Genomic DNA, 15,278 nt, shown 5'->3' on the forward strand with positions numbered 1-15,278 from the left:
ACTAGAGGGGAACGCGCCGCTCGGCCCGCGCTGTGCGCCTGCGCACCGACGCGCACACAGAGGCAGCGAGAATCGACGCGGGGACGACCGGAGCGAAGATGAGCGAACCCTCCCTCGAAGCCGTACGCCGCGACCACGCGGGCTGGATATTCGTGCACTTGCAGGGCGAGCCCTACGACCGCGGCGAACAGCACGGCGCATTGCTGGCCAACGAAATCCGCAATGCGATCCGCACCGCGCGCTATCTTGCGAAATGGGACACGGGCGAGGACTTCGACACCTTCATCCACGCGGCGATCGTGCAGTTCGCGCCGCGCCTCGACACCGAATTCGCGGACGAAATCCAGGGCATCGCCGACGGCGCCGGTCTCAAATTCGCCGAAGTGCTCGCCTGGAACGGCTACATGGACCTGCTGCAGAGCTGGTGGCCGGTTCATGTCGCAGCGCAGCAGGCGTCCCAGGGGCCGGGCGCGGTGCGCCCGTGGCGCGGGCGGCGCGGCCACCACTGCAGCGCCTTCATCGCCACGGGCAGCGCGACGCGCGACGGCCGCATCGTCATGGCGCACAATTCGTGGGACCGCTATGCGGCCGGCGACGCCTTCAATGTCGTGTTCGATATCGTGCCCGAATCGGGGCACCGCATCCTCATGCAGGGCCTGCCCGGCTGCATCTCCAGCCTCACCGACTTCTGGATCAACGGCGCGGGCCTGATGGTGACGGAGACGACCATCTCGAACTTCGTCGGCTACCGCGCGAACGGCGCCCCCGAGTTCTATCGCTCGCGCCGGGCGACGCAGTATGCGTCGAGCATTGCGCAGTGGTGCGAGATGTTTGCGCAGGCGAACAACGCGGGCTATGTGAACAGCTGGCTTCTCGGCGACACCAAAACGGGCGAGATCGCGCGCTATGAACTGGGCCTGCAGCACGCGGGCTTCGAGAGCACGAAAGACGGCTTCTACAGCGGTTTCAACACGGCCACGGACCTCAAGATCCGCAACCAGGAATGCACCGGCGAGGCCGACGACTACACTGACGTGCGCCGCAACGGCGCGCGCCGCCTGCGCTTCATGCAGCTCGCGCAGGAGCACCGCGGCGCGATCGACGCCGAGCTCGCCAAGGCGATGATCGCGGACCATCACGACGTCTACCTCGAGCGCAGCGACAACCCGTGCTCGCGCACGATCTGCGGCCATCTCGAACTCGACGACGCGCGCTTCGGCGGCGCGGACCACGGGCCGTTCAACCCATGGGGCGCGAACGACGGCAAGGTGGTCGACAGCGAAATGGCGCGCGATCTGTCGTTCTGGGCCCGTTGGGGCCATCCGTGCGGCCGCCCGTTCGACGCCCAGGCCTTCATGCAGCGCCATCCGCAATGGAACTGGCTCAACGGCTATATGCGCGACCGTCCGTCGTGGCCCTGGACGCGCTTCGAGGCACTGCACAGACCCGCGCTTTAATGCCGTGTAACGGCGGCGCCGGAAAAAAGCACGCGCGTTCGAGACGCGTCGGCGCATTTCCTGCCATTATGGTATTTCCGTATGCGCCTCGCGCACATGAGCCGTCCAGGCGGCTCGTTGCTCCTTCGCGTAGCGGCGCGCCGGGCCGCCCCGGCTGGCGCGGCTGCCTGCACCGCCACCCACGCCGGCGGATGCGGTACGGCGCTTGCTGCGACCTGTGGGCCGCATGAGAAAGGAGGTCGAGCGATGAAAACCTCGACACTGATGACCACCGTGCTGTTGTCGGCGTCATGCTTCGCCGCTCCGGTACGCACCGCGCAGGACTCACCGGTCGTCCAGGCCAGCGCGCACATCCCGCTCGCAAGTGGGCAGTCCCACGCCTACGACGCCCCCGTGGCGCCCCCCGCCCCCGACGTGCCCGTGACTGCGAACGGTCCGCAACACTGGGAGTACCTCACGCTGCCCAGGTCGCATCGGCTGGACAAGACGCTAAGCCCGGACCTGCACGAGCAGACCTGAGCCTGACCGGTGCTCCCGTTTGCGAACAAGCGGCGAAGAAGCGTGGCGCATGAGCGGCAAATGAGCATCGCATGCGCACACCGCGAAGGCGTGCGAGGCGGATTGTGTATGCTTGAGGCGCGGCGCTAGCGCTGCGCGCCGCAAACAAAGCGCAAACCATATCTGAACAACAATCCGCACAACAAACGAGACGACGACGCGGACCGCCAACGCCGGCCGCCCGCGCAAAGGACGCCACGCATGTCAGCCTCCCGCATTCCCGACGAACCCATCGACCTGCAATTCGCCGACGTACTGCGCGAAGTGCGCTGGCCCGCCAACAAGGACGAACTCGTGGACGCCGCGCGCGAGTCTGGCGCCAGCAACGAGGTGCTCGCCATCCTCGACGGCATGCCCGAGCAGGATTATCAGGATGTCGCGTCCGTTACGCGGCTGATCGGCAGCAACTACGGCCCTGGCCTCGGCTCCTGAGGCGCGCGGGTCGCGGGCTGCGTGCACGCGGGGCTCACGCGTCGCGGCCGAACACCACTCGCGCGAAAAAGGTGCCCAGCACCGTTTCGACGACTGGCGGCGTGACATGCTGCGGATCGGCCGTGGCGAGAAACTGCACCCCGTCGCACAACCCCATCAGCCCGAGCGCGAGCAATTCGGGATCGAGCGGCGGCGGCATGCCCACGCGCGCCGCAAATTCCTCGATGTACGCGGCAAGACGCTCGCGCTTTTCCTTCATGAACGCGTGGTAGCGCGTGCGAAAGCGCGCGTCGCGCGCAGCCAGCAGCCTGGCTTCCACCCACAGCAGGAAAACCTTGTTGTCCTGCGGCATGCGGCTGTAGTAGGCGAGCACGCGCGCCTCCATCTGCTCGCGCGAAACCTCGGTCTCGAAGATGGCGCGCAGGTCGGTCTGCATGGCTTCGTGATCGCGCCGCAGCAATTCCACGAGCAGGTCCGACTTGCCCGCGAAGTTCGAGTAGAACGCGCCGCGCGTGTACCCCGCCGCATGCGCGATGTCCTCGACGCTCGCGCCCACGAACCCTTTTTTCATGAACATGGCCTGCGCGGCGTCGAGCAGGCGCTCGCGCGTCTGGTCGCGGCTTTGTTCGCGGGTGAGACGAATGCGCTTCATGGCGTGGGGCGTCGTTATGGGTCATGGATTGACGCGAGTCTAGCACTGAAACATTCTTCGGATTCAGTTTCGCACTCAGATACAACGTTGTATTAGAATCCGGCTCATCATCCCAGGTCCGGGCCGGTGCGCGAGCCGCGCCGCGCCCGCGACTCAATGGCGGCGCAACCGGTCTGGCGGTAATGCGGTCTGCGTGCGCACCCAGCCTATCGAGGTCCAGGTGAATCGTTGCGGTCGTGGCGCATCGAGCAGGATGCGCAGTGGTACCGGTAAGTTCAGTGCGCCGTGGCGGCATGCCGCGAATGTGCTTCTCGTGCTCGGCGTCGCCATGCTGGCTGCCTGCGGCAGGCAAAAAGAGGCGCCGCCTCAGCCGCGTCCGGTCGTCTCGATGACCGTGCACCCCGACGGCGCCGCCATGAGCCCCGCCTATCCCGGCGATATTGAGGCGCGCAACGTCACCCCGCTTTCGTTTCGCGTGAACGGCAAGATCATCGAGCGCAGCGTGCGCCTTGGTGACAGCGTCAAGCCGGGCGAGACGCTCGCGCGGCTCGATCCGGCGGACTTCGAAAAGAACGCTGCCAGCGCGCAGGCCCAGTTGGACGCCGCGCAGCATCGCCTCGTCTTCGCGAAGCAGCAGCTCGATCGCGACACGGCCCAGTCGGCGGCCAATCTCATCGCCCGCGCGCAACTCGAGCAGACGCAGGATGCGTACGCTTCGGCCGCGGCCCAGCGCGATCAGGCGCAGCAGCAACTCGCGCTGGCAAAGAACCAGTTGCGCTACACGCAGATCGTCGCCGACCACGCGGGCGTCATCACGGCCGAAAACGCCGACACTGGCCAGAATGTGCAGGCCGGCCAGGCCGTCTACCAGCTCGCGTGGAGCGGCGACATCGACGTGGTGTGCGACTTGCCCGAGCGCGCCGTGACCGCGCTGCATACGGACGACACCGCGCAGGTCACGCTCGGCGCCCTGCCCGGCCGGCACTACACGGCGCGCCTGCGCGAACTCGCCGCCGCGGCGGACCCGCAAAGCCGCACATGGCGCGCGAGGCTCACGCTCGAACATCCCGATGCCGACGTGCGTCTCGGCATGACCGCCAACGTGGCGTTCGCGGCCCCGAGCGAGGCCAGGGCGCCGGCCGCGTTTACCGTGCCGGCCACCGCGCTCTTCCACGACGGCGAAGCGCCCGCCATCTGGGTCATACACGCGCCCGACAACGTGCTGCAGTTGCGGCGCGTGAGCATCGCGCGCTACGACGCGCGCACGATCACCGTGGCGAACGGATTGCAGGACGGCGAGCGCATCGTGCTGCAAGGCGTCCACACGGTCCACGCAGGCGAGCAGGTGCGCCCGGTCGCGCCGCTGCATCCCGAGGACTTCGCGTCATGAGCCGGATGGCAGGCTCGGGTCCCGGCGCCGATCACGAAGCGGGCCGCTTCAACCTGTCGGCGTGGGCGCTCCGGCATCGTGCGCTCGTGACCTTTCTCGTTGTGCTCGCAACGATCTTCGGCGCGCTCGCCTATACGCGTCTTGCGCAATCGGAAGACCCGCCCTTCACGTTCCGCGTGATGGTGATCCAGACCTTCTGGCCAGGCGCGACCGCGCGTCAGGTCGAGGACCAGGTGACCACCCGCATCGGCCGCAAGCTGCAGGAAACGCCTTACATCGACTTTCTGCGCAGCTATTCGCGGCCCGGCGAATCGCTCGTGTTCTTCACGATGAAGGACTCCGCGCCCGTGAGCGAAGTGCGCGAGACCTGGTACCAGGTGCGCAAGAAAGTCGGCGACATCGCCTACACCCTGCCCCAGGGCGTGCAAGGGCCGTTCTTCAACGACGAGTTCGGCGACGTCTACACCAACATCTACGCGCTGGAAGGCGACGGCTTTTCGCCCGCGCAACTGCACGACTACGCGGACAAGCTGCGCGAGCAGCTGCTGCGCGTGCCCGACGTCGGCAAGGTCGATTATTTCGGCGATCCGCAGCAACGCATCTACATCGAGATTCCGAACACGCAGTTCACACGCCTCGGCATTTCGCCCACACAGCTCGGCCAGGTGATCGGCGCGCAGAACAGCGTGTCCGCCGCGGGCACGCTCACCACCGCCGACGACCGTGTGTTCGTGCGCCCGAGCGGCCAGTACGAGGATCTCAATGCAATCGCCGATACGCTGATCCGCGTGAACGGCCGCACGTTTCGCCTCGGCGACATCGCCACGATCCGGCGCGGCTACGACGAGCCGCTCGCCACGCAAATGCGTTTCCAGAATCAGGCCGTGCTCGGCATCGGCCTGACGATGCAGCCGGGCGGCGACGTGATCCGTCTCGGCAAAGCGCTCGATGCGCGCGTCGAGCTGTTGCGCGCACAACTTCCCGCGGGCCTGAAGCTCGTGGAAGTGTCGAGCATGCCCGATGCCGTGGCGCGCTCGGTGGACGACTTCGTCGAAGCCGTGGCGGAGGCCGTGGGCATCGTGCTGCTCGTGAGCCTCGTTTCTCTGGGCGTGCGCACGGGCATGGTGGTCGTCATTACCATTCCGGTCGTGCTCGCCGTCACCTCGCTCGCGATGTACCTCTTCGGCATCGGCCTGCACAAGGTTTCGCTCGGTACGCTCGTGCTCGCGCTCGGCCTGCTCGTGGACGACGCCATCATTTCGGTCGAGATGATGGCGGTGAAGCTCGCGCAGGGCTGGAACCGCACGCGCGCCGCCGCATTCGCCTACACCAGCACAGCCTTTCCGATGCTGACCGGCACGCTCGTCACGGTTTCGGGCTTCTTGCCCATCGTGCTCGCGAGGTCGAGCACCGGCGAATACACGCGCTCGATCTTCCAGGTGTCCGCCATCGCGCTGATCGCCTCGTGGTTCGCGGCCGTCGTGCTGATTCCCCTGCTGGGCTACCGGCTGCTGCCGGAACGCAAGCCCGACCCGAATGCAACGAACGCCGCCCATGGCGAGGATCACGAGCACGAGATCTACGACACGCGTTTCTATCGGCGCCTGCGCGGCTGGATCGGCTGGTGCATCGAGCGCCACGCCATCGTGCTCGTACTGACCATCGCGCTGTTCGTGGCCGCGCTAGCGTGCTTCAGGCTCGTGCCGCAGCAGTTCTTCCCGAGTTCCGACCGGCCCGAATTGCTCGTGGACGTGCGCCTGCCCGAGAGCGCCTCGATCGATGCGACGCTGCGCCAGACGAAGCGACTCGAAGCGGCGCTCAAGGGCCGACCCGAGATCGACCATTTCATCGATTTCGTCGGCACCGGCGCGCCGCGCTTCTATCTGCCGCTCGATCAGCAGTTGCAGCAGCCCAATTTTGCGCAGTTCGTGATCACGACGAAGTCGGTCGAAGACCGCGAGAAGCTCGCGAACTGGCTCGAACCGATGCTGCGCGACACGTTCCCGGCCATCCGTACGCGTCTGTCGCGGCTCGAGAACGGGCCGCCGGTCGGCTACCCCGTGCAGTTCCGCGTGAGCGGCGACGACATCCCGACCGTGCGCGGCATCGCGAACAAGGTGGCGGCAACGATGCGTGCCGATCCCCGCACCGAGAACGTCAGTTTCGACTGGGACGAACCGGCGGGACGCTCGCTGCACTTCCAGATCGACCAGCAAAAGGCGCGCGCGCTCAATGTCTCGTCGCAGGACATCGCCAACTTTCTGCAGATGACCTACTCGGGCTATACCGTCACGCAGTTTCGCGAGCGCGACAAGCTCATCAGCGTCGATCTGCGCTCGCCCGCGGCCGAACGCGTCGATCCCGCACGCCTGCTCACGCTCGCCATGCCCACGCCGAACGGCCCGGTGCCGCTCGGCGCGCTCGGACATCTCGCCAACGATCTGGAGTACGGCGTGATCTGGTCGCGCGACCGGCAGCCCACGATCACCGTGCAGTCCGACGTGCGAGCGGGCGCGCAGGGCATCGACGTCACGCATGCGCTCGACGGCAAACTGGAGTCCATCAAGCGCGCGCTGCCTCCCGGCTACCACATCGAGGTGGGCGGCTCCGTGGAGGAAAGCGCGAAGGGCCAGGCGTCCATCTTCGCGCAGTTGCCGGTGCTCGCCGTCGCCGTACTCACGCTGCTCATGATCCAGCTGCAGAGCATCACGCGCGCGCTGATGGTCGTGCTGACCGCGCCGCTCGGTCTGATCGGCGTGGTGATCGCCCTGCTCGCGTTCGGGCAGCCGTTCGGCTTCGTGGCCATGCTCGGCGTGATCGCCATGTTCGGGATCATCATGCGCAACTCGGTGATCCTCGTGGATCAGATCGAAACGGATATCCGCGCCGGGCACAAGCGCTTCGACGCCGTGGTAGGCGCAACGGTGCGCCGCTTCCGGCCGATCATGCTGACCGCCGCGGCCGCCGTGCTCGCGCTCATTCCGCTCTTGCGTTCGAACTTCTTCGGGCCGATGGCGACGGCGCTGATGGGCGGCATCACGATTGCGACCGTGCTCACGCTGTTCTTCCTGCCCGCGGCTTACGCGGCCGCGTTCCGCGTGCGCAGCAGCGAGACTGACGAGACCGGCAACACGCCGGAACAGGCATCATGAAGACGGATTCATCGACATTGGCGTCGGGCGCGCGCGAAACGGCGCGTTCGTACGCAACACGTTTTCCGCTCGCGCCGGGCTGGCTCGCCGCATGCGTCGCGCTTGCGCTGGCCGGCTGTGCGCTGGGCCCGACCGGTGAGCCGCCCCCCATGCCCCAGCCCGGGCACTACGGCGCGCAGGCGCAACCGGCGCAGACGGTCGCCGCCCAGGGCGTCGCGCAGCAGTTCGTGACGGGCGCGCAACCGGTGCCGCAATGGTGGACGCTCTACGGCTGCGACGCGCTCGATGCGCTCGTGAACGAGGGGCTCGCCAACAGCCCGAACCTCGCGGCCGCCGACCACAACCTGCAGGCCGCGCGCGAGCAGTTGCGCGGCCAGATCGGCAGCTCGCTGCTGCCGACTGTCGACGCCATCGGCATTGCGCAACGCCAGCAGCAACCCGCGATCCCGCAGTTCGGCATCGACCAGCTGCAGTACGCGATTTTCGCGGGCTTGATCGACGTTCGCTATACCTTCGACGTGTTCGGCGCGACCCGCCTGAACAACGCGGCGCTCGCCTCGCGCGTGAACGTGCAGGCGTTCCAGTTCGAGGCCGCGCAGCGCGCGCTCGCGGCGAACATCGTGGCGAGCGCGCTCGGCGCGGCAACGCTGCATGCGCAGATCGACGCGACCGGGCAGCTGATCGCGCTCGCCAATGCGCAGGCCGACGACGTGCAAAAGCGCTACGCGCTCGGCTCGGCCTCGCGCACCGATCTGCTCAGCGCGCAGCAGAGCGCGGCGTCCCTCGCGGCGAGTCTGCCGGGGCTACGTCAGCAATGGGTCGCACAGCGCCATGCGCTCGCCGTGCTGATCGGCCGTACACCCGACCAGGCGCCGCCCGACCTCGATCTCGCCGGCCTGACCTTGCCCGCACAGGTCCCGGTGGTCATACCTTCAGAACTCCTGAGAACGCGGCCCGACATCGAAGCCGCCGAGGCCACGCTCAAGGCGGCCGCAGCCGGCGTCGGCGCCGCGACCGCGCAGATGTACCCGAGCATCACGCTTTCGGCGGCGCTCGGCCAGGGCGGCTTCAGCTGGCCGGTCGTGACTTCCGGCGCGGGGGCGCTGTGGGCCATCGGCGCTTCGCTTTCGCAGCCGATCTTCCACGGCGGCGCACTCGTCGCGCAGCGGCGCGCGGCGCTGCAGTCCTACGAAGCGGCCAACGACACCTATAGGCAAACGGTGCTCACGGCGTTCCAGGACGTCGCCGACCGTCTCGCCGCGCTCGATCACGACGCCCAGGCCCTCGAAGCCGCCAGTACGTCGGCGCGCACAGCCCAGGGCGTCTACGAGGACACCCTCGCTCGCTACACACTGGGCGCGGTGCCGTGGTACGCGGTGCGCCAAAGCGAGCAGCAATGGCGTAACGCGCGGCTCGACGAAATCCGCTATCGCGGCACGCGGCTTTCCGATACGGCGGCGCTCTTCCAGGCGATGGGCAATCCGCCGGTCAATCCGGCGACGCTCGGCAACGGGCGCGGGGCGGACACGGCTGTCGCCGAGCCTGCATCGGACGCCGGAGCCGCCGCGCAAGACAAGTAACACTCGCGATTGTCCGGGCGCCTCGGGGTACCATGATCGGCAACGCGCCGCTCACGCGGGCGCATCCGCTTCAGGGAGACGACATCATGCCCCGCCCATCGCTCGACTTCTGGTTCGACCTCGCCAGCAACTACAGCTATCTGAGCGTGATGCGCATCGCCGCCCTCACGGCGCGAAGCGGCGTGGACGTACACTGGCGGCCCTTCCTTCTCGGCCCCATTCTCGACGCACTCGGCTGGGAAGGTCCGCCCTTCGTCGTACAGAAGGAAAAAGGCGCCTATGTGTGGCAGGACATGCGTCGGCAGTGCCGCAAATACGCGCTGCCGTGGCAACAGCCCACCGAGTTTCCGCGCCGCACCGTGCTCGCGACGCGCATCGCCGTGCTCGCCGCCGACGAAGCGTGGCTGCCCGACTGGTGCCGCGCCGTCATGACGCGCAACTATGGCGACGACCGCGAAGTCGATTCGCCCGAAGCGGTCGCACACATGCTCACCGTGCTGGGATTGCCGGCGCAGCGGCTCGTCGAGGAAGCCGGCAGCGACGCGAACCGGCTGCGCCTGCGCGAGCGGACCCAGGCGGCGCGCGATCTCGGCATCTTCGGCGCGCCGACATTTTTCGTCGGCGATGAAATGTTCTGGGGCAACGACCGGCTGGAAGACGCCATCGAAACGGCGCTCTGCCCGCCGCAGAACCGGGACAGTGCGTAGTTCTGTTTTCCGCGCCTGGCTTTGCATGGAGCCATTCGTATTCCTGCCTGTTCAGGCCGTCACGCATTCGCGCGGTTCGCACAGCCAATCCTTCGGACTGCGTTCTGACGATGCGTTTTGCGGCGCGGGTGCCTCATGCCGCTAGCATGCAGACAAAGCCTTTTGCGTCAGCCGGTTAGCTTCGATATCCCAGGGTTATGAACAGGGGCTTCAACAAAAACTGTGGAAAAGTCGGCGCGGGAGTTACCCACAGATTTCGTTGACAGCCCTGTGGAAAAGCCCTGGAAAGCTCGACCAACCCCTTGGCCCGCAAGGAAATTCCGCTCACCCAACAAAACACGGCGCGCCGTTGCCGACGCGCCGTGTTTGTCCTGCAGAACTCACCAAACCCGCATCAAGGCTTGTTCGACTCGAACAGATCCATGATCTGCTTCTTCTCCGTCGTGGTCACGCTCGGCGGCGTCATGCCGCCCGGCCCCATGCTGCCGGTCGCGCCGCTCGCATCGCTCGCCGCACCCGCCGGGTTCGCCGAGTCCAGACCGATGCTCGCCACGAAGCCGTTACCCGGCGTCATGTCCGAGAAGTACAGTTCATCGTTGATCGTCGTGAGACCTTCGGGCATCGCCGGCTCTTCCTGCGGCACGCCGCGCAGCGCACGCTGCATGTACTCCACCCAGATCGGCAACGCGAGCTGCGCGCCGAATTCGCGGCTGCCGAGACTCTTCGGCTGGTCGTAACCCATCCACGCCACGGCGACCAGCGTGCGCTGATAACCCGCGAACCAGCCGTCCTTGGCGTCGTTGGTCGTACCGGTCTTGCCCTGCAGGTCGTTGCGATGGAGCACGTTGGTGCCGGCGCCCGTGCCCGCCGTCGCCACCGAGTGCAGCAGGCTGTTCATCACGAACGCGTTGCGCGGCGATAGCGTTTGCGGCGCATTCTGGCCCGCCACCAGAGGCTGCGCGCGCAGGATCGGCTGGCCGCGCGCATCGTCCACTTCGGCGATCAGATACGGGTTGATGCGGAAGCCGCCGTTCGCGAACACGCTATACGCGCCCGCCGACTGCAGCGGCGTAACGAGGCCCGCGCCGAGCGCCATCGGCAGATACGGCGGAGTCTTGTCCGCGTCGAAGCCGAAGCGTTGCGTCACATAGTCCTGCGCGTACTTCGTGCCGATGTACGAGAGGATGCGGATCGACACGAGGTTCTTCGACTTCTGCAGCGCGAGGCGCATCGTCATCGGCCCTTCGGGCTGGTCGTCGTCCTTCGGCTCCCACGCCTCGCCGCCCGGCGAGCTGGGGGGGAAGTACAGCGGCGCGTCGTTGATGATCGTCGCCGGTCCGAGCCCCTTTTCCAGCGAAGCCGAGTAGATGAACGGCTTGAAGCTCGAGCCCGGCTGACGCCATGCCTGCGTGATGTGGTTGAACTTGTTCTTGTTGAAGTCGAAGCCGCCGATCAACGCACGGATCGCGCCATCCTGCGGCGTGAGCGAGACGAGCGCGCCTTCGACCTGCGGCAGCTGCGTGATCTGCCAGTTGCCCCTCGCGTCCTCCATCAGGCGCACGATGGAGCCGGGGCGAATGCGCAGCGCCTGCGCGGCGCGCGGCGAGAGCGCGGCCGCGACGAAGCGCAGGCCCTCGCCCGTCACCGTCACCGACGTGCCGTCGAGCTGTTGCGCCGTCACCGACTTCGGGCCCGCATCGGTCACCACCGCCGAGACGAGGTCGCCGTTGTCCGGGTGATCGGTGAGCGCGTCTTCGATGGCCTGCTCGCGGTCGTCGCCGTCGGCGGGCAGTTGCACGAAACCCTCCGGTCCGCGATAACCGTGGCGGCGCTCATAGTCCATCACGCCCTTGCGCACGGCCGCGTACGCGGCGTCCTGGTCGGCCGAATCGATGGTCGTCGTCACCGTGAGGCCGCGCGTATAGGTCTCGTCCTTGTACTGCGCATACATCATCTGGCGCACCATTTCCGCAACATATTCGGCGTGCACGTTGTACTCGGTGCCGGCCGTCTTCGTCTGCAGCGGCTCCTTGATCGCTTCGTCGTATTGCGCCTGCGTGATGTAGCCAAGGTCGAGCATGCGCTTGAGGATGTACGCCTGGCGAATCTTCGCGCGGTGCGGATTGACGATCGGGTTATACGCCGAAGGCGCCTTCGGCAGGCCCGCGAGCATCGCGGCCTGGGCGAGCGTGATGTCCTTCAGGTCCTTGCCGAAGTACACGCGCGCCGCCGCCGAGAAACCGTAGGCGCGCTGACCCAGATAAATCTGGTTCATGTACAACTCGAGAATCTGGTCCTTCGTGAGTGCGCGCTCGATCTTGTAGGCGAGCAGCATCTCGTAGACCTTGCGCGTGTAGGTCTTCTCGCTCGAAAGGAAGAAGTTGCGCGCGACCTGCATCGTGATCGTGCTCGCGCCCTGCGAGGCGCCGCCGTGCATGATGTCCGCTACGCCCGCGCGCAGGATGCCGATGAAGTCCACGCCGCCGTGCTCGTAGAAGCGGTAGTCCTCGATGGCGAGCACGGCCTTCTTCTGGATGTCAGGAATATCCTGGAAGCGCACGAGCTGACGGCGCTCTTCGCCGAACTCGCCGATCAGCACGTGATCGGCGGTATAGATGCGCAGCGGCACCTTGGGCTGATAGTTGGTGAGCGCGTCGAGCGATGGCAGTTGCGGCTCCATCACGACGAGCGCGTAGCCCACGAGCAGCGCACCGACCACGCAGAACGTGCCGATCAGGCCGACGAACCACAGCGCGAGCGTGGTGCCGATGGAGCGCCGCTTCGGGCTCCCGTCGCGCGGCCCGTTGCCGCCGGAGCCGCCGCCCGATTCGGGCCGGCGAGGCGGCTGGCGCCCGTTGTTGAAGGAGGGTTCCCGATCGTCGTGCGGGTACTGCGGGGAAGGCGGTCGTTTGATGATAGGCATGACTGGAATGATGGGCGCGTCTCGCGCGCGCCGGCTGCGCGCAACTCGCGCGCATGGATCTCGACCACGGCGTCATGGCGCCAATGCGGCATACGACGTCGCCGGCTCAAACCCGGCGACGCGGCGCGACCGGCAACGCCCCCGTCCGGCCGCGCGGCGCGCACTACGGCACGCCACACGCGAATACGCGCCCATTCAGGCGCCATTCGCGAAATGTAACAGCGCATTCTAAAGAAATCGCGGGCGCCGGGTCGCGCTTTTTTTGTAAGAGTTTCCTGGGAAATGCTTCCTGCCCGATTTTTTGGCCCTCGGGGCGCTCGCTTGCGCCGGGCTTGGCTTTATGCGCGAAAAGTTTCATGGCCACCCCTCTGCCGCGCAGCAAATTAGATGTCGAGGGGCAGTTGACGGCAGATTCTTGCAGGCAGGGTTGAGCCTGGTCGCGCACCTTCCAATTGCGCATCGGCGCGCTCGTCTTATGATGAAAGATCTGCTACACGCCCCTGTCCGCGCCCAGGCGAGCACACATCCATTCTTACAAAAGCTGTTGCGCAGGCAGGCAAACCGACGTCATACGAAGCCGACACAACGGCCCGTCGATCATGAACAAGCCCAGCGAACGCATCGTCGTCTTCGTTACGCCCGCGCAAAAGCGCGCGATCTCCGCCACCGCCGACGAACTCGGCATCAGCATCAGCGAACTCATGCGCCGCGCCGTGATCGCGTTCAGCGCCACGAGCGATCAGGTGAAGGCCGCGAGCATCGTCGACCGGCTGAACGCGCCGCGTCAGCCCGACGCTCTCGCCCAGGTGCTGCAAAAGGCGGCGAAGCCGCTGCGCGCAGGCCGTGCGGGCGCGATCCGGCCGCCTGCGGGTGCGGCGGCGATCGGCGCGAGCGCAGCAGCAAGCCCCGACACGCAAAAGAACGCTGCGCTCGCCGACAGCGAAGCGACTGCGGCCATTCACGACGAGGCGCTAGCCCCCCTGCCCGCCGCGCACACCGACGAGGCGGACGTGAGCCATGCCACGCGCGAAATCGCCCAGGCTGTCGCCCGTTTGAGCGCCGAAGCGGCCGATGCGGCGCAAAGCGCCGCGCTCGACACGGCCGCGGCGCAACCGCTGGACGTCGAACCGCTGCAGCCGTTGAGTTCTGCGCCCTTCGCCCGCTCGCGGCGCGAGGCAAGCGATCCACGCGACGAAGCCCGCAGCGACGGCGCCGCGCCCGAAGGCGGCAAATACGCTTGACGCGGGCCGCGTCCGCGCCGCCATGCTCACGGCTTGACGCCCGCTTGCACACGTATGCGCAAGCGCCCGGCGGGCCCGATTCCTTTAAGTCCCTTTTAAGACGAGCCGTGGTGTAATATCCGCGATCGAATGGCGGCGCGCCGCCTGCAGCGGTGCTCGCGCCGCGCGAGCCAGGCTCCGTCCTGATGAACACACGCGTGCAAGAAAACACCTTCACGCTATTGCAATTGCCGCACTCGCCCCGATTTGCGCCGTGCATGCGCGCAAGGCGCAAAGCGGCGTAAGCTGGCAGAGGGATCAGCCCGCTGCCGGCCGGCGCGTGGGGCCAAACCGCGTACACGCACCTCGGCCCGCCATGGCCGATTTCATTACACCGGAGGAATTCATGTCGCTTTTTGACTCCATCTCCCGCACCGTCAAGGGCCTGCTCAACGACGCCGCCGACTCGGTGCAGGATCCGTCGCGCGACGCGCGCCAGATCGTGCGTGAGCTCGACGACAGCATCGCCCGCGCGGAGAACTCGCTCGTCGAGATCCAGGCGCAGGTCGCGACGCAGCAAAGCAAGCGCGACGTGGCCGCCGACAAGGCGAAGAAGTACGAAGACGGCGCGAAGCGCGCGCTGCAATCGGGCGACGAAGCGCTCGCACGCGAAGCGCTCGGCGCGCAGCAAACCGCCGAGGCCGAACGCGACGCGCTCGCGGGCGAACTCGCCAAGCTCGAACCGTCGGTCGATCAGCTGAAGCAGCAGATCGACGACATGCGCCAGCGCCGCAACGACCTGAACGCGCGCTCGAACATCCTGCAGGCGAAGCAGCAGATCGCCCAGGCGAAGGATGTCGCCGCCACGGCGCTGGGCGGCATCGGCGGGAAGAATCTCGACGGCGACTTCCAGAAACTGGAAGAGAAGGTTGCGCTGTCGAACGCGCGCTCGGACGCCCGCCTGAACTCGTCCGACCAGTCGAGCGGCAAGGCGCTCGACGACAAGCTGGCGGCACTCAACAAGGGTCCGTCGGTGGACGAGCGCCTCGAGGCGCTCAAGAAGCAGATGAACACGCCGGCACAGTAAGCACGCCGGCGTGCCGGATGCGGCGCGGCATGGTCCGTGCGGCCGATGTAGCCGGCAGGCGCCCCACCGCGCCGCATCCCCGTATCGAATGCCATGGAGACGGGCGTCAATGCGCCCGGC

General features: G+C 67.0%; 12 protein-coding genes. 9 read left to right on the plus strand and 3 right to left on the minus strand.

From position 1 onward, the window contains the following. Positions 1-98 precede the first annotated feature (98 nt). The 3 genes from BHE01S_RS16240 (at position 99) to BHE01S_RS16250 (ending at position 2,447) form a co-directional block, all read left to right on the plus strand. Positions 99-1,457 (plus strand): C45 family autoproteolytic acyltransferase/hydolase, encoded by a 1,359-nt coding sequence (locus BHE01S_RS16240; RefSeq protein ID WP_042265719.1) that lies wholly within the window; start codon positions 99-101, stop codon positions 1,455-1,457. A gap of 246 nt (positions 1,458-1,703) precedes the next feature. After that, positions 1,704-1,976 (plus strand): hypothetical protein, encoded by a 273-nt coding sequence (locus BHE01S_RS16245; protein WP_042265720.1) that lies wholly within the window; start codon positions 1,704-1,706, stop codon positions 1,974-1,976. A gap of 240 nt (positions 1,977-2,216) precedes the next feature. Continuing rightward, on the plus strand, positions 2,217-2,447 hold the full coding sequence (locus BHE01S_RS16250) for a DUF2795 domain-containing protein (RefSeq protein WP_042265721.1): 231 nt from the start codon (positions 2,217-2,219) through the stop codon (positions 2,445-2,447). Between the two features lie 34 nt (positions 2,448-2,481). Here the strand turns inward: BHE01S_RS16250 and BHE01S_RS16255 are convergent, their stop codons facing one another. Continuing rightward, the gene (locus tag BHE01S_RS16255) at positions 2,482-3,099 is read right to left on the minus strand and encodes a TetR/AcrR family transcriptional regulator (protein ID WP_042265722.1); all 618 of its coding nucleotides are present in this window, start codon (positions 3,097-3,099) and stop codon (positions 2,482-2,484) included. Between the two features lie 253 nt (positions 3,100-3,352). On the opposite strand from BHE01S_RS16255, the gene BHE01S_RS16260 reads away from it, so the two are divergent. The 4 genes from BHE01S_RS16260 to BHE01S_RS16275 all read left to right on the plus strand — a co-directional run bounded on the left by BHE01S_RS16260 (position 3,353) and on the right by BHE01S_RS16275 (position 9,928). Further along, positions 3,353-4,489: an efflux RND transporter periplasmic adaptor subunit gene (locus tag BHE01S_RS16260; RefSeq protein ID WP_042265723.1), complete on the plus strand. Its 1,137-nt coding sequence runs from the start codon at positions 3,353-3,355 to the stop codon at positions 4,487-4,489. A gap of 5 nt (positions 4,490-4,494) precedes the next feature. Then, positions 4,495-7,641, plus strand: coding sequence for an efflux RND transporter permease subunit (locus tag BHE01S_RS16265; protein WP_042265724.1), 3,147 nt, complete (start codon positions 4,495-4,497; stop codon positions 7,639-7,641). Beyond that, entirely contained in the window at positions 7,638-9,221 is a 1,584-nt protein-coding gene (locus BHE01S_RS16270; RefSeq protein ID WP_084068917.1) for an efflux transporter outer membrane subunit, read from the plus strand. The genes BHE01S_RS16265 and BHE01S_RS16270 overlap by 4 nt, the downstream gene beginning before the upstream one ends. A gap of 86 nt (positions 9,222-9,307) precedes the next feature. Further along, positions 9,308-9,928: a 2-hydroxychromene-2-carboxylate isomerase gene (locus BHE01S_RS16275; RefSeq protein WP_084068934.1), complete on the plus strand. Its 621-nt coding sequence runs from the start codon at positions 9,308-9,310 to the stop codon at positions 9,926-9,928. Between the two features lie 394 nt (positions 9,929-10,322). Here the strand turns inward: BHE01S_RS16275 and BHE01S_RS16280 are convergent, their stop codons facing one another. Continuing rightward, a complete protein-coding gene (locus BHE01S_RS16280) occupies positions 10,323-12,851 on the minus strand; it encodes a penicillin-binding protein 1A (protein WP_042265726.1) in 2,529 nt (842 codons plus the stop codon). 163 nt (positions 12,852-13,014) lie between these two features. Further along, complete coding sequence (locus tag BHE01S_RS37840) at positions 13,015-13,311, minus strand: hypothetical protein (protein WP_157025433.1); 297 nt, start codon at positions 13,309-13,311, stop codon at positions 13,015-13,017. A gap of 139 nt (positions 13,312-13,450) precedes the next feature. Between BHE01S_RS37840 and BHE01S_RS36300 the strand changes: the two genes are divergently transcribed. Both BHE01S_RS36300 and BHE01S_RS16290 read left to right on the plus strand, forming a co-directional pair. Further along, the gene (locus BHE01S_RS36300) at positions 13,451-14,092 is read left to right on the plus strand and encodes a hypothetical protein (RefSeq protein WP_042265727.1); all 642 of its coding nucleotides are present in this window, start codon (positions 13,451-13,453) and stop codon (positions 14,090-14,092) included. A 385-nt stretch (positions 14,093-14,477) separates the two neighbouring features. Continuing rightward, positions 14,478-15,158: a PspA/IM30 family protein gene (locus BHE01S_RS16290; RefSeq protein WP_042265728.1), complete on the plus strand. Its 681-nt coding sequence runs from the start codon at positions 14,478-14,480 to the stop codon at positions 15,156-15,158. Positions 15,159-15,278: the final 120 nt, after the last annotated feature.

The sequence above is a fragment of the Paraburkholderia heleia NBRC 101817 genome (assembly GCF_000739775.1).
GTDB classification, from domain to species: Bacteria; Pseudomonadota; Gammaproteobacteria; order Burkholderiales; family Burkholderiaceae; genus Paraburkholderia; species Paraburkholderia heleia.